Here is a 20016-nt window from a genome sequence, read left to right on the forward strand (position 1 = left end):
CGCCCCTCTACGCCCCCTCAGGCCCAATGATAGAATTTCTGTTTTGAAAAAGGAGTTTCATCTGTGGAGGCTGGAAAAAAGAGTTGCCCATACTGCGCGGAAGTCATCATGGCTGAAGCCATTTTATGCAAACACTGCCAATCCGACCTCAGGCAGAAAATACAAATCCCGCCCAGAGGGCCACTACCATCAGAAAAGAGAATGGGCCCCGTCAGCAAGGTCCTCGTCGGAACCATTATCGCCATCACCTTGTACTTGGCTTTCGGTTTTTTTGTCAGTAACAGGTTGGAAGACAAGGAAATAATACAGGCCCGAGAGGCCACCGAACTATGCCGCCAGGAAGTAAACAGCTACTCCGGCCCAGAAATCGGGAAAAGCGTAATTGAAGAAACTTGTCAAAAGCTTGAAGACGAATTCCGCAAGAGTTTTGACCACGAGCCATAGGAAAAGCCGATTACGAAGCCCGCCACTGAGCGGGCTTTCTTGCCTTTGGCTTCAGGCTACGATCGGCCAGAAGGGACATCGAGATAGCAAACCTCAAAGGGGGCCGAACACTGAGGCCATTGGTTATTTAAGCAGCGGCTCCCTAGAACTTTTCCCTATTAATCTGTCTATCTGGATAGGCACATTCGTTCGGTAAGCGCGAACCCGCAAGCTTCCCGCAGCCAGATGCCCACACGTCCAATTGTCAATCAGAGGTTGCCTTCTCTCATGAAATTCCATGACCCACGGATGGTGCTCTTCGCCCTGTTCGCGTTCGCGGCAGTGGGCTCGGCATCAGCAACACAGATGAAGACCTCAACCCCTGTTTTCGCAACTGAAGTCACAGCCGTTCAGGCTCCTGTCCAGGCCGCCGGCAACCCTTGGCCGACCTTGGCCAGCATGGCCGGCAAGCAGCCAGGGCCGTTGCTTGCCCATGACGACCGCTACTGGCATGACGGCCGCTGGCACGATCGCAGAGACAATTGGCGCCGAGACGATTGGCGCCGGGACGACTGGCGCAGAGATAATTGGCGTAGAGAGCAAGCCCGCCGAGAAGCTGAACGTCGTGATTGGGAGCGCCACCAGGATCGGGCCATGCGGTACCGCTACGAGGACGATCACCGCTACTATCGTCGCTAGGCCTGTCGAAGAAGATGTCCGGACTGAACTCGCTCATCCCGCAGCCCTGCCATACTGTTCAACATGACTCGTGCAACCTTCCGCTTCTACGAGGAGCTCAACGATTTCCTGCCGGCCGAACGGCGGCGGCAGTCCTTCACCTGCGAGTGCGCGCGAGGGGCGACGGTCAAGCATATGATCGAGGCGCTCGGGATCCCGCACACGGAGGTCGAGCTGGTGCTGCTCAACGGCGAGTCGGTGGGCCTGGAGCGGATGATCTTCGACGGTGACCGACTGGCGGTGTATCCCAAGTTCGAAGCGCTGGACATCAGCCCGCTGCTCAAGGTTCGTGCGCAACCTTTACGGGTGCTGCGCTTCGTCGCTGATGCACACCTGGGCGGGCTGGCCAGCCTGCTGCGCATGAGCGGCTTTGACACCCTCTACGACAATGGCTTCGAGGATGGCGAGATCGCCGAGATCGCTGCGCAGCAAGGACGCATCGTGCTAACCCGCGACCGCGAACTGCTCAAGCGACGGATCATCAGCCACGGCTGTTACCTGCATGCCCTGAAACCGTCGCTGCAGCTGCGCGAATTGTACGAGCGCCTCGACCTGGCGCGTAGCGCGCGGCCATTCAGCCTGTGCCTTCATTGCAACCTGCCGCTGCACGAGATCAGCACGGAACTGGCCCGGGCGCAGGTGCCGCCACGCGTTGGCGCGCTCTATTCGCACTTCTTGCGCTGCGACGCCTGTCAACGGATTTACTGGGAGGGTTCTCACTGGCGTGGCATGTGTGCACTGCTGGCACCTCTGCTGAACCGATAACCGAACGCGTCGGGCCGGCTGCGGGAAAAGTGCCTCACAAACCCTGGACCGGCCTCAAGCCAGCAGCTCGGTGATCCACCGGGCCTGCCGGGCGATGTCTTGCACTTTCTCCTCGGGCACGGCCTGCCGCGCACGGGCGAATTGGGTCAGGGTCTTCTGCTTCTCGCGCAGGATGCGCTGCCACTTGATCAGGAACGCCGGGCTGCGTGCCTGCATCTGCAGCGGGCCGAAGTAAAGCTCCTCGGCGGTGTACATCACCGGCCCGGCGCGCTCGGCGACGATGATTTCGTAGTCGAAGCGATTTTCCCGCAGCAGTTCCTCGCAGAGGATGCGGTAGCCATTTTCCATTAGCCATTGGCGCAATGGCTGCTCGCCGCCGTTGGGCTGCAGAATCAGGCGTTCCTGGCCGCTCAGGTGCGCCTTGCCGTTGTCGAGGATGTCGCGGATCGTCTCGCCGCCCATGCCGCAGATGCTGATCGCCGTGATTCCGTCACCCGGCTCGATCGCCGCCAGACCATTGGCCAGGCGCACGATGATCCGCTGGTCCAGGCCGTTCTCGCGCACGGTGCGTTCGGCCGAGCGGAACGGCGTCAAGGCCACTTCGCCGGCCACCGCCGCCGCAATGGCGCCCCGGCGCATCAACGCCACCGGCAGGTAGCCGTGATCAGAGCCGATATCGGCCAGGCGCGCATCTGCGGGCACATGCGCCGCCACACGCTCCAGGCGCTGGGACAATGTCTGTTCGTTCAACTGCAGTTCCTTTTCACCACGAACGTCCGGCACCGTTGGCCAGATCGGGACGCGATTCTGTCGGGCAACGCCGTGCATTTCAAATTTATATGACCCGGGCCATGACTCGCATCAGCAAGCACAAAAAAAGCCCCGCCACCGAAAGCGGTGCGGGGCAAAAAATTGGTTGGTTGCGGCCAACCAAAGGAGCTCGATAAAAAGCGTCTACGGGCAGAGTCAGATGCAATCCTGTGCGGCGCGCTCAAAACTCGAAGGCAGGAAGTTCGAGGCCAGCAAATGCCGCTCGTAGACGAACACCTTGCCGCCGCTCCCGGCCTTGTAGGCTTCCAGCACGTTGTCCGCTGAGACTTTGCTCGGCACCACGATCCGGTAGCTACGCTGGGTCTGCGAGACAGTCGGGTTCAACGCGTTGCCCTGCAATTTCGGTATGACGCAGTCGGCGAATTGCGCAGGGGTCTTGTTGGTCTGCAAGATCAGGGTCGGATCGTTCGGCGCGGAGGCACAACCGGCGAACAACAAAGAGGCAAACGCCATGGCGGGTGCGAATAAAGGACGCATCGGTTTCATCCTGAAAATAAAGTTCGATGGCGGCGATTTTCCGCCGATTACCGACAAAGAAGAACTTGCGTTTCGTAATGGTCACTATTACTTCTAGCGATAGTTGCGCGCCGTGTAGACGGATTCACACTCAATCACGACTGGAAATAATTAATGAGGATCTCTCCTTGAGAACTTTTGACCTGATCCGCGACGCCGTTTTGCCCGACTTCCGTGAGCGGGTGGCCGAGTACCTGATCCAGTACGAAACCGTACTGTTGTGCGAAAACGCACCCGACCCGGAGCTTGCGCGGGCCACTGCCAATCAGTTGCGGGGGTATTTGCGGGGGTTGAACACCACACGGGTGTTGGGCATGGCGGATTGGGAAGAGCTGGATCGGCGAGTGGTGAACACGTGGCTTTAGCGCCCGATCAGCGAAGTCTCCAACAACGCCTCCAAACCCATCGGCTTGGCAAAATAATAACCCTGGGCCTGCCCTGCACCCATCTCGCGCAGCAAGACCAGCGTCGCTTCATCCTCGACCCCTTCGGCCACCACGCTGAGGTCCAGCGATTCGGCCATCCGCACAATCGCCCGGACGATCGCGCGACTGCGTGGACTGGTGGTCAGTTCGAGGATGAACGACTTGTCGATCTTCAAGCCGCTGAAGCGGTATTGATGCACATAGCTCAGGGATGAAAATCCTGCACCGAAGTCATCGAGCACCACCGACATGCCGTTGTCGGCCAATTGCTGCATGGTCAGTCGGGCAATGGCTGGCTCAGCCACCAGCGCACCTTCGGTCAACTCCAGGCAGATCCGTGATGGCGCGACCCGGTGCCGGGCCAACAGCGCAAGCACATCGCTGGCGAAGTCCGGACGCGCCATGCTGTAACTGGAGCAATTGACGTGCACCGCAGGCCAATTGGCGTGCTGGGGCTGTGCGAGGATCACTGCAATGCTGTTGAGCATGTACAGGTCCAGTCGACCGATCAGACGCAAACCTTCGACATCCGGCAAAAACTCGCCCGGCGCGATCACCCGGCCTCCCGGTTGATGCCAGCGGATCAGCGCTTCAAGGGCCAACAGTTCGCCGCTTTCGACGCTCACAATCGGCTGGAAATACGGCAGCAGTTCGTCGGTACGTTTGAGCGCGTTGCGCAAGGCCCCTTCCCGCTCAACCTGGTCCGAGACCTCACGGCGCACTTCCTGATTGAACACCGCGTAGCTGTCACGCCCGGCACTCTTGACCCGGTACATCGCCGCATCGGCGTCGCGCAGCAAGTCGGCTGGTTCGTGATGGAACTGACTGTCTGCGCTGACAATACCGATACTGCAGGACGAAAACACTTCATGGCCATTGATGAAAAACGGCAGGTCGAAGGCCACCAGAATCCGTTCGGCGATTTCGATCACCACGTCCAGCGGCGCCTCGGGGACGAGCACTGAAAACTCATCGCCACCCAGGCGCGCCAGCATGTCGGTGTCGCGCAGACACCCGCGTAAACGGTGGGCGGCCTGCATCAGCAACAGGTCGCCAAAATGATGGCCGAGGCTGTCGTTCACCATCTTGAAACGGTCGAGGTCGATGAACATCACCGCCAGGTGCCCGCCTTCGCTGCCGAACCGCGACCACGCCAGATTGAGGCGCTGTTGCAGGTAGGTACGATTGGGTAGCCCGGTCAGCGCATCGTGGGAGTTTTCGTGTTGCAACTTGGCATTGGCGTGATCGAGCTCGCGAGTGCGGTTCTGCACCCGGGCTTCCAGCATGAGATTGGCAGCATGGATCGCTTCGGCGGCGGTGCGTCGCGACAACGCGGTGTCGATGTGCCGCGACACGAACGTCAGCAATTCCTGGTCACGCGGGGTATAGCGCACCTGCGAGGTATAACTTTGCACCGCCAGCACGCCACGCACCACATCGCCATCGAACAATGGAATGCCCAGCCAGGAATAGGCTTTGACAGACTCATGGGCCATTGCGATTTCACCGTGCGCAGCCAATCGGTCAGCTTCGCCTGCATCAATCAGGCAAGGTCGGCGCTGACGGATAACGTACTCCGTCAAGCCCCGGCGCCCACGCCGCGCCTGCGGGCAGGTTGTCTGCCGCTCATCGACGTAATACGGAAAGGTCACTTCAGTGGTCGCGTCGTCGAACAGTGCAATGTAGAAGTTCCGCGCGAACAGCAGATCACCGACGATGCCATGCAACGTTTGAAACAACTCAGCCATGTCGCCAGGCTGGCTCGACAGTTCAGCGATCTGGAACAGCGCGCTCTGCAGATGTTCGGCGCGCTGTCGTTCTGCCACTTCCTGCCTCAATGCATCGTTGACTGCCGAAAGCTCCAGGGTGCGACGCATCACCGTCTCTTCCAGGTCCTCGCGGTGCAGAATCCGGTCCAGCGCCATGGCCACGTGACGGGCCACCACCAGAAACAACGCGCGGTCTTCAGCGCTGTAGGTACGAGAAACGTCGTAGACCTGCATCGCAAGCATGCCAAACACCTCATCCGAGGCATTTTTCAACGGTGCGCCCATCCAGAACTCGGGACGATCACCCACGCAGTAGAAACGATTCTCGGCCTGAGCCGCGAGAATGCCGGCGGCGTCGATCAGCAACGGCTGGCCACTGGTCAATACCTGGCCGGTCAACGACAAGTGCGAAGGGTCAAGGTATTCGTAATGCTGGGACTCCAGGGCATCAACGTCGATGATGTCGACGTAATACGGGTAGTCAATCTTGCCACTGTGCGGGTCATACAGCGCGAGATAGAAGTTCTCGGCGTCGATCAGGCTAGCCAGCAGCTGGTGAACCCCCACCAGAAACACTGACCGGTCGCGGGTCGAACTGGCCAGGTAGGTAATTTCATACAGCACACGCTGAGTAATCTGCGCACGGGCCAGGGTATTGGTCTGTACCTCGATGCCCAGGCGCTGGGCAAACTCGGCGAGCGCCGGCTCCGCGGCATCGTTGGCTGGCGCGAGTAGCCAACCCAGCACCGTTTCGCCTCTACCGGTCGGCCAGCGGTGCAAGTGCCGGGTCAGGCAAAAGGCTTCAAATTCTTCATTCGCAACGATTGACGGCCACTGCACCCTCGGGTCGCCCTGCCCGACCAAATGCATTTGTTCGCCGGCGCGGTAAACCACCCACGCGGTGGTATGGGCCCAATTACGCGCTGAATCCAGCAATTGTTCGATCGTGTTCTCGTTACCAGCGCAGGCCATTGCGACCGTATCCCACTTCCCTTCTGGTTGAGGTGCGACAACGTCGCAATCGTTCGATTGCCGCGGGGAGTGTGTCAATGGACGAAAACTCATCAGCGCTCCCAGAGCCAGAACTGGCGATACTCACTTACTGAACGCAAACAATGTGCCAGTGATCCTCCCGTTTAAAGCGTATAGAGGTTTTTTTCAATAGTTTTATTCGCTAAGTGCCAACAAGGGACGGACAACGAGTGACTCGCTACTTGCTGTCCAGGTCGTTGATCGCCGTGCAGTTTCAGATGCGGATTTCGCTGGTCGGCATCACGTCGATCCGCGCCACGGGCCCCGTCAAGTGCGCCAGGTCTGCGTTGTGCTCGGTGATGATGTCTTCGGCGGCGAGGTTGCCGTTGTCGACGGTGGAATGCGCATCGGCGGCGAGCACTACGTCATAGCCCAGCTTCAGGGCCTGGCGGACAGTGGCGTTGACGCAATAGTCGGTTTGCAGCCCGCAGATGATCAGGCGGTCGCTGCCCAAATCCTGCAATTGGGCTTGCAAGTGGGTCCGGTAGAACGAGTCTCGATTGGTTTTTCGCACGCGAAGGTCTTGCGGCGACGTCTTCAGGCTTTCGGCCAATTGCCAGCCTTCGGAACCGTGTTGCAGCTGGTCGCCCTGTTCTTCGTGCTGGATGAGGATGACCGGGATGCCTGCTTCGCGAGCCTTGGCACTGAGGTCGTTGATGTTCTCGATAACGCGCTTGATCTCAAAACATTCGTATTCGCCAGTGCACAAGGCACGCTGGACATCGATGATCAGCAGTGCGGTAGCCATGAGCTTCCTTCCTTGACAGGTCGGTGAATCGGCAACGGATTTAGAATCCGTTCCCCTTTTAACTTGCTACGGGATCGGGGGCCACCCTCAAGAATTGGGGTGGCCCGGATCTGCCTCAATAACCGAGCGACAACCCGGTGTTACGACGTGGATCGTTCGCCCCATAGAAGCGGTTTTTGCCCACCGGTTTGCCTTCCAGCGAAGGCGCGCCGACCAGAATCGCCGCCACATGGTTGGCATCCTGTGGCCCGGCAAACTTGTGCCCCCAACTTTCGAGCATCTTCACCGTATCAGGGCTGGTAGTGAAGGTCTCCAGGTTGGTCTCTTCCGGCAACCACTGCTGGTGGAAACGCGGTGCATCGACCGCTTCCTGGATGTTCATCCCGTAGTCGATCACGTTGAGCATAGTCAGTAAGGTCGCGGTGATGATGCGACTGCCGCCGGGGGTGCCGACGACCATCACCACTTTGCCGTCCTTGGTGACGATGGTCGGGCTCATGGACGACAGCGGTGCCTTGCCGGGTGCGATGGCGTTAGCCTCCCCTTGCACCAGACCGTACATGTTCGGCACGCCGATTTTAGAGGTGAAATCGTCCATTTCGTCGTTGAGGATGACCCCGGTTTTGCTGGCCATGACGCCGGCGCCGAACCAGTCGTTCAAGGTGTAGGTCACCGAGACCGCGTTGCCCCATTTATCGACGATGGAGTAATGGGTGGTGTTGCTGCCTTCATGGGGCGCTACGCCGGGTTTGAGCTCGCGGGACACACCGGCCTTTTGCGGGTTGATGGCGGTGCGGATTTTGGTGGCGTAGTTTTTATCCAGCAGATGGGCGATCGGGTTCTTCACGAAATCCGGGTCGCCCAGGTAGCTGTTGCGGTCCACATAGGCGTGACGCATCGCTTCGATCTGGTAGTGCATGCTCTGGGCCGAGTGATAGCCCAGGTCTTTCATCGGATAGCCTTCGAGAATGTTCATGATCTCGCAAATCACCACGCCGCCAGAGCTTGGCGGCGGTGCCGAGACCACATGGTAGCCGCGGTAATCGCATTCGATCGGGGCCAGTTCGCGGGTCTTGTATTTGTCGAGGTCGGCCTGAGTGATGATGCCTTTGTTGGCCTGACTGGAGGTGACGATGGCATCGGCCACCCAGCCTTTATAGAAGCCGTCGGCGCCGTTCTCGGAGATTTCCCGCAGGGTTTTGCCGAGGTCTTTTTGCACCAGTTTCTGACCGACTTGCATCGGCTCACCGTTGCTCAGGAAGATCGCACCGGAATCCTTGATGTCCTTCTTGAACATGTCAGTGGCGTATTCCAGCAATTCGACATCGCCCTGCTCCAGCACAAAACCGTCTTCGGCGAGCTTGATGGCCGGGGCGATCACTTCCTTGCGCGGTTTGGTGCCGTATTTCTTCAGTGCCAGTTCCATGCCCGATACGGTGCCCGGCACGCCAACGGCCAGATGGCCACGGGTGCTCAGGTCAGGGACGACGTTGCCCTCCTTGTCGAGGTACATGTTTGCAGTAGCGGCCAGCGGGGCTTTTTCGCGGAAGTCGAGGAAGGTCTTGCGTCCGTCCGCCAACTGAATGGTCATGAAACCGCCGCCACCCAGGTTGCCCGCCGCGGGATAAACCACCGCCAGCGCATAACCGACCGCTACTGCGGCATCGACGGCGTTGCCGCCGTTCTTGAGCACATCGACGCCCACGTGACTGGCCAGATGCTGGGCGGTGACGACCATGCCGTTTTCGGCCGCAACCGGCGCCACGGAGGCCGCGTAAGCACTGAGGCAGCTGAGCGCCAACGAGGTCGCAATCAGCGTTTTGGCAAAAGGTTCGAACTTCATGAGTCAGTCTCTTTTTGTTTTTAGGCTCTGTAAAAAAACAGAGGGAAGGCTTCAAGAGCAGAGGCAAGTATGGCTGGGATTGCGTATTGCGCCTCCCCGTCGAGGCAGTATGCTTGGCCTCTGCTCAGCACCTTTATGGAGTCCACCGGCATGAGTTACACCTTCGTCACCCTCGCCACGCCGGTGGGCGAGTTGAAGCTGGTCGCGAACGACTCACGACTGGCAGCCATCCTCTGGGAAAACGACAAGCCCGGTCGGGTGCGGCTTGGGCCGATGCGCGAGGCGCCAGATAATCCGATCCTGATGCGCACCGCTCAACAGTTGCAGGAATACTTTGCGGGCACGCGCAATCGTTTCGACCTGGATCTGGATTTTGCCGGGACGGAATTTCAGAAGAAGGTCTGGGCAGCGCTGCTGACCATTCCATTTGGTGAAACACGCAGCTATAGCGAGATAGCCCGGCAGATCGGCAATCCCAGCGCGGTTCGAGCAGTGGGTGCGGCGAATGGCAAGAACCCGATTTCGATTGTTGCGCCGTGTCATCGGGTGATTGGCGCTTCGGGGAAGCTCACCGGGTTTGCCGGCGGACTTGAGGCGAAGGAGCAGCTGCTGACGCTGGAAGGCGGGCAATGGGGTGGGACTGGACGACTGGAAGGCTTTTGACCTTGTAGGAGCTGCCGCAGGTTCGGGCCGCGTTCGGACGATCTTTTGATCTTCAGCGTTTCCAAGGGCACCGAAGATCAAGATCAAAAGATCGTCCGAACGCGGCCCGAACCTGCGGCAGCTCCTACAGGGGGGTGTGCGCTTCTTAGGCTGCGGTGAAGATGTTTTTCATCGCCGCATACTGCAGCAACATGATGGTCTTCGCATCGCAGATTTCCCCGCGATAAAACGCCTCAAGTGCGTCGTCGAACTTCCACTCCAGCACTTCCAGCTCCTCCGTCTCCTCCTCCAGCCCGCCGCCCTCGCTGACCTTGGAAGCGGCGTCGTACTCAGCGATGAAGAAGTGCAGCTTTTCAGTCACCGAGCCGGGGCTCATGTAGGCCTCGAACACCTTGTGCACATGGTGCACGCGATAACCGGTTTCTTCCTCGGCTTCTCCGCGGATGCGCTCTTCAGGCGCCGCGCCTTCGAGCAGCCCTGCCGCCACTTCGATCAGCAACCCATCGTGGCCATTGACGAACACCGGCAATCGGAATTGCCGGGTCAGCACCACGGTTTTCTTTTCACGGTTGAACAGCAGGATCGCCGCGCCATTGCCACGGTCATAGACCTCGCGGGTCTGGCGTTGCCATTCGCCGTTGTTGCGCAGGTAATCGAAGGTGATTTTCTTGAGCAGGTACCAGTCGTGGGACAACACCTGAGACTCGATGAGGTTGACCCGCTCGGCTGTGTTCGACATGACAATGCATCCCTTTTTACGTCAGAAGGCGCACATCTTAGGCGAAAACGAAAGCCTGGCGCTAAGACAGCTGAGCCTTGTATTCCTTCTCATACTGACCCGCCAGCGTCTCTTTCTGTTTGTCGTCGAGTAGCTTGCCGGCCATCTGGAAGAACTTCTGCTCTTCCTCTTCCAGGTGGTGATTGACCTTCTCGGCGAGCTTCTTCGCGGCGACCAGCCAGGCCGGGCTGGACATCTCGGTCTCGTCCAGTTCCTCCATCATTTCGTCCATCTCGTGATGTTCCGAAATGGCATGACGGCTGAGGTCGACGCCGTTATCGAACTCCATCAGCGGGATGTAGAAATGCCGCTCTTCAGCGGTTTCGTGGGCCTGAAGTTCGGACTTGAGCTGCTTGTAAGCCTCGACCCGCTCGGGAGTGTCGCCGCTGGTCTGGATTAGCGCATCGGCGTAGGTACGTTGGCGGTCATGGCTTTCGCGCAAGGCTTCGAAAATATTCACGGATTGTCCTCATAGGCCGCGTTCAGGAATGACGCTGTTTAGGCTAGACATCCGGGCGCGAGCAAGGGTTCCACTCAAGAGTCTGGAACAACCGCCAGCGCACACGTTAGGCTTAGGGGGGTTGTCCCCTCATAGCCATAAGGATTTAGCTGATGGAACTGCGAATCGAACAGTCACAAAACCCCACCGAAGACGAGGAGCAGGCGATCGTCCTGCCGTTGCGTGCCTATAACGCCTCAAAGGCCGGTGTCTCGACGCAGGAGCCCATTGCCTTGCTGATCCGCGACGAACAGGACGAGATTCTCGGCGGCCTGTATGGTCGGTTTTTTTATCAATGGTTGTACATCGAGTTGCTGTCGGTGCCAGAACAGGCCCGGGGACAGGGCATGGGCACGAAGCTGATGCAGATGGCCGAAGACCTGGCACGGGAAAAGGAATGCGTGGGAATCTGGCTCGACACCTTCGACTTCCAGGCGCCGGAGTTCTACAGGAAGCTCGGCTATAGCGAGCTAGGCCAGATCGCCGACTACCCACCGGGCCACAAGCGCTTCTTTTTCCAGAAGCGCCTGACAAACGTTTGATCGCTGGCACCGCCAAAAGATCGCAGCCTGCGGCAGCTCCTACAGGGTGTTCGCCTGCCCATTGTAGGAGCTGCCGCAGGCTGCGATCTTTTGATCTTGCTTACAAACAGGTCGCCAACGCCGCCAGTCGGCGCTTGGCCACAAAGTCGTCATGCTGCGCGTAATAATTCAGCACGGTAGCGGAAGCGTCAGTCTTCACGTCCACAAAGGACTCCGCCGAGCGCGTGTAAACGGTGGTGCCGCCCTTCTCGCCAGGTTGCAAGTACGCGCCAGCATCGACACCAAACACCGCCTCATCCTGCCAGGAAAACTGCACACACTGGGCGACGACTTTTTCCGGTTTGTCCGACGTCAGGGTTTTGTACGGGGTTCCAGTGCGGGCGTCGTTCATCGCCGAGCCCGCGCATCCCGCCAGCAACGTTACGGCCAGCGCCACCATCAGAATTCGCATTGCGTTCGCTCATCAAGAAAAAGCGGACTGTATCACCGCGGCACGGCGTATCGTTCTGCTTTACTTCATTTATACCGCGACACCGAGTGACGATTCGCGCACCCTGTCGCGCCATTAACACCGCATCGCCCGTTTTTCCGGGCTTATTTTCTGGAAAGGTCATGACACCCAACGCCGAATACTACAAACCGACCGCTGAATATGCCGACAAACTGATCAGCCAGATCGGTCAGACGCCGTCCTGGATTGCCAAGCGAATTGGCGTCACCGACAAGCGGATTCGTTACATCCTCGACGGCGAAAGAACCGTCAAAGGTGAAACCACGCCGATTCAAATGACCTACCCCGAGCAGTTTGCCCTCGAGTGCCTGGCAGCAGCGGCCAAGGCCAGCAAGAAGCAGTCTTCGTAATCCAGCCTCAAGGAGCGACCATGGCGGCAACCGAACAGCAACACGAGCAAGCGCTGAAGAAGTTTCTCGATGAGCGCCCTGAACTGCGCCTCGAACTCGACAACCTCAACCCGCTGTTGGCTCAGGCCAAGGGCGAGACCGCGGCGCAGTACCGCGACGAACGCTTGCATGAAGCCTTCGAAGCCGAGGCCGAGCGCCTGGGATTGTTTGCCTGGGAGCTGACGCTGCAACTGACCGCCGCGACGCCAGAGGACTATCAGGCACAGCGCCTGGAAGTGCACAAGGAAGTGGCCGAGATGGCCGGCATGGACTGGCTGGAGTATTGCGAGTTATATGGATTGAGTAAGTGACCCTTTCGGTCGCTGCCTGAGGACGACCTTCGCTGATGTTGCCATCCCTCTCAACTGACCGCGCCAGCCCAGGCCATCTGCATACCCGCAAATGGCGCGGACGCATCGGCATGTCGCTGGTGGCCAGCCTCTCGGTGCTCGCCGGCATGACCGACGCCATCGGCTTCATGGCCAGCGGTGATTTCGTCTCGTTCATGAGCGGCAACACCACCCGCCTCGCCGTCGCTATCAGCGACGGCGACCTGGGCCTGACCTTGCGCCTGGTGATCCTCGTCGGCACCTTCATCGTCGGCAACGCCTTGGGGATTGTCGTCAGCCGCCTCGGCGGCCGTCGGGCGCTGCCCTTGCTGCTGTGCATCGCCACGCTGCTCTGCGGCGCCGCTGCCTGGCCCTACGACGAACAATTGCCAGCGCTACTGGCGGCGATCATCGCCATGGGCATGCTCAATGCCGCCGTGGAAGAAGTGAACGGTCTGCCGGTCGGCCTGACCTACGTCACCGGCGCCCTGTCGCGCTTCGGCCGTGGGCTGGGACGCTGGATGCTCGGCGAACGGCGCAACGGCTGGCGCGTGCAACTGATCCCCTGGACTGGAATGTTTGCCGGCGCGGTACTCGGCGCCGTGCTGGAACATCACCTGGGGCTCAAAGCGTTGTTTGTCAGCGGTCTGCTGGCCGGCGCGGTGGGGCTGCTGTCGCTGAAAATCCCACGGCGCTGGCAGTTGGGTTACATGCCGCGCTGAATTTTGTGTGGCCTGTGCGGGCCCCATCGCGAGCAGGCTCGCTCCCACAGGTTTTGCGGTGAAGCTACAATCTTCGGCATCACCCAAACCCCTGTGGGAGCGAGCCTGCTCGCGATGGGGCCCGCACAGACAACATCGATTTAGCCCCTCTGGCGATAAAGCTTTATCATGGCCGCAGTTTTACTGATCGAGTCCGTCATGAAGTTCGCCATCGCGCTGTTTTCCGCCGCCCATGCGCCCTCCTCGCGCCGCGCCCTGCTGTTTGCTCAGGCTGCGCTGGCCGGTGGGCATGAGATTGTCCGGCTGTTTTTCTATCAGGACGGCGTCTACAACGCCTCCGGCAGCGTGGTCACGCCGCAGGATGAACAGGATTTGCCCAAGCAATGGCGCAACTTCGTCACCGAGCATCAACTGGACGGTGTCGTGTGTATCGCAGCGGCCCTGCGTCGTGGCGTGTTGAACGAAGAAGAAGCCGGGCGCTATCAGCGTGAAGCCGTTGCCGTGGGCGCTCCGTGGGAATTGTCTGGCCTGGGCCAGTTGCATGACGCGGTGCAGGACGCTGACCGCCTGATCTGTTTCGGAGGCGCGTGAGATGGCTAAATCCTTGCTGATTATCAGCCGTCAGGCGCCCTGGTCCGGGCCGAGTGCGCGGGAAGCGCTGGACATCGTGCTGGCCGGCGGCGCCTTTGATCTGCCGATCGGCCTGCTGTTTCTCGATGACGGGGTGTTCCAGCTCGCCGCGAAACAGGACGCCAAGGCTCTCCAGCAGAAAGACCTGAGCGCCAACCTGCAAGCCTTGCCGATGTTCGGTGTCGACGAGCTGTTTATCTGTGCCAACAGCGTTGCGGAACGGGGTCTGAACCCGGCCGGCTTGTCGCTGGAAGAAGCGCAGGTGCTGGCCGCTCACGAAATCACCGCACTTATTGACCGTTACGACCAGGTGATCACCCTCTGATGTCGACTTTGCATGTGTTGTCCCATTCCCCGTTCGGCGACGATCGCCTGACCAGTTGCCTGCGCTTGATGGGCGCTGACGATGCGCTGCTGCTGACTGGCGACGCGGTTTATGCGCTGCAGCCAGGCACCGCGCCATTCAATGCGCTGAACGCCCGCCATCTGAAACTGTTCGTACTGTCCGAAGACGCCCAGGCTCGCGCACTGGAGATTCCTGACACGGCCAAGGCCATCGATTACCCGGCCTTCGTCGAGCTGTCGATTCACTACGACAAGGTCAACAGTTGGCTATGAAATCCCTGACGGTCGGCGCACGAGCCATCGAGTTGGACAAGGACGGTTTCCTGGTCGAACTGAGCGACTGGTCCTCCGACGTGGCCAGCGCCCTGGCAGCCGCCGAAGACATCGAGTTGAGCCCCGAACACTGGGAAATCCTCGAACTGCTGCGCAGCTTCTACGCCGAATTCCAGTTGTCGCCGGCCACTCGTCCGCTGATCAAGTACACAGCAATGAAGCTGGGCCCGGACAAGGGCAACAGCCTGCACCTCAACCGACTGTTCAAAGGCACCCCTGCCAAACTCGCCGCGAAACTGGCGGGCCTGCCCAAACCGACGAATTGCTTATGACCGACTCCCCTGCGCTGACCCTCGAAACACCCGCCGAACACCCGTTCGCCCAGTTCGTGCGCATCCTCGGCAAAGGCAAGCGCGGCGCCCGCGACTTGACCCGCGAGGAAGCCCGCGAAGCCATGGGCATGGTGCTCGACCATAAGGTCGAGGACACCCAGCTCGGCGCGTTCCTGATGCTGTTGCGGCACAAGGAAGAAAGCGCTGAGGAGATGGCGGGGTTTACCGAAGCCTTGCGTGAACGGTTGAATCCGCCGGCACTGGCCGTCGATCTGGACTGGCCGACGTATGCCGGCAAGAAACGCCATCTGCCTTGGTACCTGTTGGCCGCCAAGTGTCTGGCGCAGAACGGCGTGCGCATTTTCATGCATGGCGGCGGCGCGCACACGGCGGGTCGGCTCTACAGCGAGCAACTGTTGGATGAGTTGAAGATCCCGTTGTGCCGCGACTGGCAGCAGGTCGGCGACGCACTCGATAACGGCGGTCTGGCCTTCATGCCGCTGGTGGATTGGGCACCGCAACTGCAACGAATGATCGACCTGCGCAACACCTTGGGCCTGCGCTCGCCGATCCATTCCTTGACGCGGATTCTCAACCCCTTGAGTGCCCGTTGTGGCCTGCAAAGCATTTTCCACCCCGGTTACCAGGCGGTGCATCGCGATGCCAGCGGTTTGCTCGGCGATACCGCGATCGTGGTGAAAGGCGATGGCGGCGAAATCGAGATCAACCCGGACGCCGACAGTCACTTGTATGGCACCACTGGCGGCGAAAGCTGGGACGAGGAATGGCCGCAGTTGTCGGCACAACGCCACGTCAAACCGGCCACCCTCGATCCCGAGCATTTGAAAGCCGTGTGGCGTGGCGACGTGGTCGACAGCTACCCGCAAATGGCGCTTATCTCGACCATCGCCCTGGCCTTGCGCGGCCTGGGTCAAACCCGCGAACACGCCTTCGAAACCGCCCAGCAGTATTGGGATGCGCGGGACAAATCGATTTAACCGATCATAAGCGCCCAACCTTTGCGCTTTTTAATCGAACCGATGCGAATAGACTCCTCTCCAACGCTTATTGGTTGAGGAGTCTTGAACATGGGTTTGTTAGTTGAAGGTCGCTGGCATGACCAGTGGTACGAAAGCGGCAAGGACGGTACGTTCCAGCGTGAACAAGCGCAGCGTCGTAACTGGCTGACCGCCGACGGCAAGCCTGGCCCGACCGGTGTCGGTGGCTTTGCGGCCGAGGCCGGTCGTTATCACCTCTACGTGTCCCTCGCCTGTCCATGGGCTCACCGCACGCTGATCCTGCGCAAACTCAAAGGCCTCGAAAGCCTCATCGACGTCTCGGTGGTCAGTTGGTTGATGCTGGAAAACGGCTGGACCTTCGACCAGAACCTCGGATCGACCGGGGACAAGCTCGATCATTTCAACTTCATGCACCAACGCTATACCGCCGATACCGCCGACTACACCGGCCGCGTCACCGTGCCGGTACTCTGGGACAAACAACAGAATCGCATCGTCAACAATGAATCGGCGGAGATCATCCGCATGTTCAATGGCGCCTTCGATGATTTGACGGGTAATGACCTGGATTTCTACCCGGCGCCGCTGCGGGGCGAGATCGACGCGCTGAACGAACGGATTTATCCGGCGGTGAACAATGGCGTGTATCGCGCAGGGTTTGCTACGGCGCAGAAGGCTTATGAAGAGGCGTTCGATGATGTGTTTAACGAACTGGATCGCCTGGAACAGCTGTTGGGCGCCAATCGTTACCTGACCGGCGAATACCTGACTGAAGCGGATATTCGGCTGTTCACCACGTTGATTCGCTTTGACGCGGTGTATCACGGGCACTTCAAGTGCAACCTGCGGCGGATCGCCGATTATCCGAACCTGTCGAACTGGCTGCGGGAGATTTATCAGTGGCCGGGGATTGCCGAGACGGTGGATTTCGAGCACATCAAAAATCACTACTACGGCAGCCACAAGACCATCAATCCGACGGGGATCGTGCCGAAAGGACCGGCGCAGGCATTCACAGCGCCGCATGATCGCGAGCGGTTGAGCGGGAAAGGGGTTTGGCGCAGAGCTGAAGTCTGATCCGAAAAGCGTGTTGATTCTGATGACGCCATCGCGGGCAAGCCTTGCTCCTACGGATGTGCGTCGTTCGCAAAATTGCAAACGACGCCAACCTGTAGGAGCAAGGCTTGCCCGCGATGGGGGCGACGCGGTCTCTAGACTTGCGCCTGAGCGCCCTCGAACCACGCCAGTTTCTCGCGCAATTGCACCACTTCCCCAACGATCACCAGCGTCGGCGCATGCACTTCATGCTCCGCCACCAGACTTGGCAAATCGGCCAAGGTGCCGGTAAACACCCGCTGATTGACCGTGGTGCCCTGCTGGATCAATGCCGCTGGCGTATCCGCTGCGCGACCATGCTTGATCAACTGCTCGCAGATGATCGGCAAACCCACCAACCCCATGTAAAACACCAGGGTTTGCGCCGGCGCGACCAGGTCGGCCCACGGCAAATCGGTGGAACCGTCCTTCAGGTGCCCGGTGACAAAACGCACAGACTGCGCGTAATCACGGTGCGTCAGCGGAATCCCGGCATACGCCGCGCAACCGCTGGCCGCGGTGATACCCGGCACCACCTGGAACGGGATGCCATGGGCCGCCAGTTCTTCGATCTCTTCACCGCCGCGACCGAAGATGAACGGATCACCGCCCTTCAACCGCACGACCCGCTTGCCTTGCTTGGCCAAATCCACCAATTGCTGGTTGATCTGATCTTGTGGCACAGCGTGATCGGCGCGACGCTTGCCGACGTAAACCCGCTCGGCATCGCGACGGCACAAATCCAGAATCGCCGGCGCCACCAAGCGGTCATACAGCACCACATCGGCTTGCTGCATCAGGCGCAAGGCACGGAAGGTCAGCAGGTCGGGATCACCCGGGCCGGCGCCCACCAAATAGACTTCGCCCGTCGCATTCGGTGCTTCACCGGCAATTTTCGCCAGCATCAAGCGCTCGGCTTCGGCACCCTGCCCGGCCAGTTGTCGGTCGGCAATCGGGCCCTGGAACACATCTTCCCAGAACGCCCGACGCTGCTGCACATCCGGGAACAGGTGTTTGACCTGGGTGCGAAAACGCGCGGCCAGGCCAGCCAGTTGACCGTAGGTGGAAGGAATCCAGGTTTCCAGTTTGGCGCGGATCAACCGCGCCAGCACCGGCGCATCGCCGCCGCTGGAGACCGCTACGATCAACGGAGAACGGTCGACAATCGCCGGGAAGATCACGCTGCACAAGGCTGGCGCGTCCACCACGTTGACCGGCACACAACGTCGATGGGCATCGGCGGAGACTTGCGCGTTCAGTGGTTCGTCGTCAGTGGCGGCGATGATCAGCCCGCAACCGTCCAGGTCCGACTCAACGTAGCCTCGCACCAGACATTCGCCACCGCTGCCGGCAACCAATTCGCGCAGTTGCGGTTCGATTTCAGGTGCGACCACCCGCAGCAGCGCACCGGCTTCGGCCAGCAGGCGGGATTTGCGCAAGGCAATCTCTCCGCCGCCGACGACCAAGACACGACTGCCGCGAAGGTTATGGAACAGCGGCAGATAGTCCATTTAGCCGATGACCTCAAGACCACCCATGTACGGTTTCAGCACGTCCGGCACACGGATCGAACCGTCGGCTTGCTGGTAGTTTTCCAGCACCGCCACCAGGGTACGACCGACCGCCAGGCCGGAACCGTTCAGGGTGTGAACCAGTTCAGGCTTGCCGGTTTCCGGGTTGCGGAAACGCGCTTGCATACGACGGGCCTGGAAATCACCGCAGTTGGAGCACGACGAAATCTCGCGGTATTTGTCCTGGCTCGGGATCCACACTTCCAGGTCGTAAGTCTTGACCGCGCTGAAGCCCATGTCGCCGGTGCACAGCGCAATCGTGCGATAAGGCAGTTCGAGCAATTGCAGGACTTTTTCGGCGTTGGCGGTCAGGCCTTCCAGCGCTTCCATCGAGGTCGACGGCTCAACGATCTGGACCATTTCAACCTTGTCGAACTGGTGCTGACGGATCATGCCGCGTGTATCGCGACCCGACGCACCGGCTTCACTGCGAAAGCATGGCGTGTGGGCGACGAACTTGATCGGCAGCAGTTTCGAATCGACGATTTCGCCAGCGACGATGTTGGTCAGCGACACTTCGGCGGTCGGGATCAGGTACAGATCGGCTTCGCCTTCGCGAGCAATCTTGAACAGGTCTTCTTCGAACTTCGGCAGCTGACCCGTGCCTTGCAGCGCCGGCGCTTGAACCAGATAAGGCGTGTAGGCCTCTTCGTAACCGTGTTCGCTGGTGTGCAGGTTGATCATGAACTGAGCCAGGGCGCGGTGCATACGAGCAATCGGGCCGCGCAACAGGGCGAAACGGGCGCCGGACAGCTTGGCGGCGGTTTCGAAGTCCAGCCAGCCGAATTTCTCGCCCAGGGCGACGTGGTCCTGAACCGGGAAATCGAACGCGGTCGGAGTGCCCCAGCGGCGCACTTCGACGTTGCCGTCTTCGTCATCACCGATCGGCACGGATTCGTGCGGCAGGTTCGGGATGCCGAGCAGGATCGAATCCAGATCGGTCTGGATCGCGTCCAGCTCGACTTTACCGGCGCTCAATTCGTTCGCCATGCGCTCGACGTCGGCCATCAGCGGCGCGATGTCTTCGCCGCGCTGCTTGGCCTGGCCGATGGATTTGGAGCGCGCATTACGGTCAGCCTGCAGTGCTTCGGTGCGGGTCTGGACGGTCTTGCGCTGTTCTTCCAGCGCTTCGATGCGCGCAACATCCAGCGTGTAGCCACGGGATGCCAGGCGGTCCGCTACGTCCTGAAGGTTGCTACGTAACAGTTTGGAATCGAGCATGTCGGTC

Annotated in this window: 25 protein-coding genes; 15 read left to right on the forward strand and 10 right to left on the reverse strand. The window is 59.9% G+C overall.

Features of this window, described 5'->3' with window-relative positions:
* The first annotated feature begins 108 nt into the window (after nt 1-108).
* From PMI27_RS17905 to PMI27_RS17900, 3 genes are all read left to right on the forward strand, one after another.
* Nucleotides 109-444 carry a hypothetical protein gene (locus PMI27_RS17905; RefSeq protein WP_008154795.1) on the forward strand — a complete coding sequence of 112 codons (336 nt, stop codon included), beginning with the start codon at nt 109-111 and terminating at the stop codon, nt 442-444.
* A gap of 267 nt (nt 445-711) precedes the next feature.
* Entirely contained in the window at nt 712-1122 is a 411-nt protein-coding gene (locus PMI27_RS31770) for a hypothetical protein (protein ID WP_008154798.1), read from the forward strand.
* A 63-nt stretch (nt 1123-1185) separates the two neighbouring features.
* Entirely contained in the window at nt 1186-1926 is a 741-nt protein-coding gene (locus tag PMI27_RS17900; protein ID WP_008154799.1) for a Mut7-C RNAse domain-containing protein, read from the forward strand.
* 54 nt (nt 1927-1980) lie between these two features.
* Here the strand turns inward: PMI27_RS17900 and PMI27_RS17895 are convergent, their stop codons facing one another.
* Both PMI27_RS17895 and PMI27_RS17890 read right to left on the reverse strand, forming a co-directional pair.
* Nucleotides 1981-2676, reverse strand: a complete 696-nt coding sequence (locus PMI27_RS17895; protein ID WP_338011341.1) for a tRNA (adenine(22)-N(1))-methyltransferase — start codon at nt 2674-2676, stop codon at nt 1981-1983.
* Nucleotides 2677-2892: 216 nt separating this feature from the next.
* On the reverse strand, nt 2893-3234 hold the full coding sequence (locus PMI27_RS17890) for a hypothetical protein (RefSeq protein ID WP_008154803.1): 342 nt from the start codon (nt 3232-3234) through the stop codon (nt 2893-2895).
* Between the two features lie 167 nt (nt 3235-3401).
* On the opposite strand from PMI27_RS17890, the gene PMI27_RS17885 reads away from it, so the two are divergent.
* Nucleotides 3402-3638 (forward strand): hypothetical protein, encoded by a 237-nt coding sequence (locus PMI27_RS17885; RefSeq protein WP_008154805.1) that lies wholly within the window; start codon nt 3402-3404, stop codon nt 3636-3638.
* Here PMI27_RS17885 and PMI27_RS17880 read toward each other — a convergent pair.
* The 3 genes from PMI27_RS17880 to ggt all read right to left on the reverse strand — a co-directional run bounded on the left by PMI27_RS17880 (nt 3635) and on the right by ggt (nt 9090).
* Nucleotides 3635-6532 (reverse strand): sensor domain-containing phosphodiesterase, encoded by a 2898-nt coding sequence (locus tag PMI27_RS17880; protein WP_008154807.1) that lies wholly within the window; start codon nt 6530-6532, stop codon nt 3635-3637. The genes PMI27_RS17885 and PMI27_RS17880 overlap by 4 nt on opposite strands.
* Nucleotides 6533-6713: 181 nt before the next feature.
* Nucleotides 6714-7247, reverse strand: coding sequence for a cysteine hydrolase family protein (locus PMI27_RS17875; protein WP_008154809.1), 534 nt, complete (start codon nt 7245-7247; stop codon nt 6714-6716).
* Nucleotides 7248-7362: 115 nt separating this feature from the next.
* On the reverse strand, nt 7363-9090 hold the full coding sequence (ggt, locus tag PMI27_RS17870) for a gamma-glutamyltransferase (RefSeq protein WP_008154811.1): 1728 nt from the start codon (nt 9088-9090) through the stop codon (nt 7363-7365).
* A gap of 150 nt (nt 9091-9240) precedes the next feature.
* On the opposite strand from ggt, the gene PMI27_RS17865 reads away from it, so the two are divergent.
* Nucleotides 9241-9753, forward strand: coding sequence for a methylated-DNA--[protein]-cysteine S-methyltransferase (locus PMI27_RS17865; RefSeq protein WP_033053177.1), 513 nt, complete (start codon nt 9241-9243; stop codon nt 9751-9753).
* Between the two features lie 145 nt (nt 9754-9898).
* Here PMI27_RS17865 and PMI27_RS17860 read toward each other — a convergent pair whose 3' ends face one another.
* A complete protein-coding gene (locus tag PMI27_RS17860; RefSeq protein ID WP_008154815.1) occupies nt 9899-10492 on the reverse strand; it encodes an NUDIX domain-containing protein in 594 nt (197 codons plus the stop codon).
* Nucleotides 10493-10553: 61 nt separating this feature from the next.
* Nucleotides 10554-10991, reverse strand: a complete 438-nt coding sequence (locus PMI27_RS17855; RefSeq protein ID WP_008154817.1) for a hemerythrin domain-containing protein — start codon at nt 10989-10991, stop codon at nt 10554-10556.
* Between the two features lie 152 nt (nt 10992-11143).
* Here PMI27_RS17855 and PMI27_RS17850 point away from each other — a divergent pair, with 152 nt between their 5' ends.
* A complete protein-coding gene (locus PMI27_RS17850) occupies nt 11144-11572 on the forward strand; it encodes a GNAT family N-acetyltransferase (protein ID WP_008154819.1) in 429 nt (142 codons plus the stop codon).
* Between the two features lie 100 nt (nt 11573-11672).
* Here the strand turns inward: PMI27_RS17850 and PMI27_RS17845 are convergent, their stop codons facing one another.
* On the reverse strand, nt 11673-12023 hold the full coding sequence (locus PMI27_RS17845) for a hypothetical protein (RefSeq protein ID WP_008154821.1): 351 nt from the start codon (nt 12021-12023) through the stop codon (nt 11673-11675).
* Between the two features lie 161 nt (nt 12024-12184).
* On the opposite strand from PMI27_RS17845, the gene PMI27_RS17840 reads away from it, so the two are divergent.
* The 9 genes from PMI27_RS17840 (at nt 12185) to PMI27_RS17800 (ending at nt 17199) form a co-directional block, all read left to right on the forward strand.
* On the forward strand, nt 12185-12433 hold the full coding sequence (locus PMI27_RS17840; protein WP_008154823.1) for a hypothetical protein: 249 nt from the start codon (nt 12185-12187) through the stop codon (nt 12431-12433).
* A 20-nt stretch (nt 12434-12453) separates the two neighbouring features.
* On the forward strand, nt 12454-12783 hold the full coding sequence (locus PMI27_RS17835) for a DUF6388 family protein (protein WP_008154825.1): 330 nt from the start codon (nt 12454-12456) through the stop codon (nt 12781-12783).
* Between the two features lie 35 nt (nt 12784-12818).
* Nucleotides 12819-13523 carry a YoaK family protein gene (locus PMI27_RS17830; RefSeq protein WP_008154827.1) on the forward strand — a complete coding sequence of 235 codons (705 nt, stop codon included), beginning with the start codon at nt 12819-12821 and terminating at the stop codon, nt 13521-13523.
* A gap of 198 nt (nt 13524-13721) precedes the next feature.
* Nucleotides 13722-14114 carry a sulfurtransferase complex subunit TusD gene (tusD, locus tag PMI27_RS17825; protein ID WP_008154829.1) on the forward strand — a complete coding sequence of 131 codons (393 nt, stop codon included), beginning with the start codon at nt 13722-13724 and terminating at the stop codon, nt 14112-14114.
* Between the two features lies 1 nt (nt 14115).
* Complete coding sequence (gene tusC, locus PMI27_RS17820; protein ID WP_008154830.1) at nt 14116-14478, forward strand: sulfurtransferase complex subunit TusC; 363 nt, start codon at nt 14116-14118, stop codon at nt 14476-14478.
* Nucleotides 14478-14771: a sulfurtransferase complex subunit TusB gene (gene tusB, locus PMI27_RS17815; RefSeq protein ID WP_008154832.1), complete on the forward strand. Its 294-nt coding sequence runs from the start codon at nt 14478-14480 to the stop codon at nt 14769-14771. The genes tusC and tusB overlap by 1 nt, the downstream gene beginning before the upstream one ends.
* Nucleotides 14768-15103 carry a TusE/DsrC/DsvC family sulfur relay protein gene (locus PMI27_RS17810; protein WP_008154834.1) on the forward strand — a complete coding sequence of 112 codons (336 nt, stop codon included), beginning with the start codon at nt 14768-14770 and terminating at the stop codon, nt 15101-15103. The genes tusB and PMI27_RS17810 overlap by 4 nt, the downstream gene beginning before the upstream one ends.
* Nucleotides 15100-16101: a glycosyl transferase family protein gene (locus PMI27_RS17805; RefSeq protein WP_008154836.1), complete on the forward strand. Its 1002-nt coding sequence runs from the start codon at nt 15100-15102 to the stop codon at nt 16099-16101. The genes PMI27_RS17810 and PMI27_RS17805 overlap by 4 nt, the downstream gene beginning before the upstream one ends.
* 90 nt (nt 16102-16191) lie before the next feature.
* Nucleotides 16192-17199: a glutathione S-transferase family protein gene (locus PMI27_RS17800; RefSeq protein WP_008154838.1), complete on the forward strand. Its 1008-nt coding sequence runs from the start codon at nt 16192-16194 to the stop codon at nt 17197-17199.
* Nucleotides 17200-17333: 134 nt separating this feature from the next.
* On the opposite strand, the gene cysG is transcribed toward PMI27_RS17800, so the two are convergent.
* Complete coding sequence (gene cysG / locus PMI27_RS17795; RefSeq protein ID WP_008154841.1) at nt 17334-18728, reverse strand: siroheme synthase CysG; 1395 nt, start codon at nt 18726-18728, stop codon at nt 17334-17336.
* Nucleotides 18729-20009, reverse strand: coding sequence for a serine--tRNA ligase (gene serS / locus PMI27_RS17790; RefSeq protein WP_008154844.1), 1281 nt, complete (start codon nt 20007-20009; stop codon nt 18729-18731).
* Between the last annotated feature and the right edge of the window lie 7 nt (nt 20010-20016).

Origin of the sequence: Pseudomonas sp. GM41(2012), from assembly GCF_000282315.2 — a bacterium.
GTDB lineage: Bacteria > Pseudomonadota > Gammaproteobacteria > Pseudomonadales > Pseudomonadaceae > Aquipseudomonas.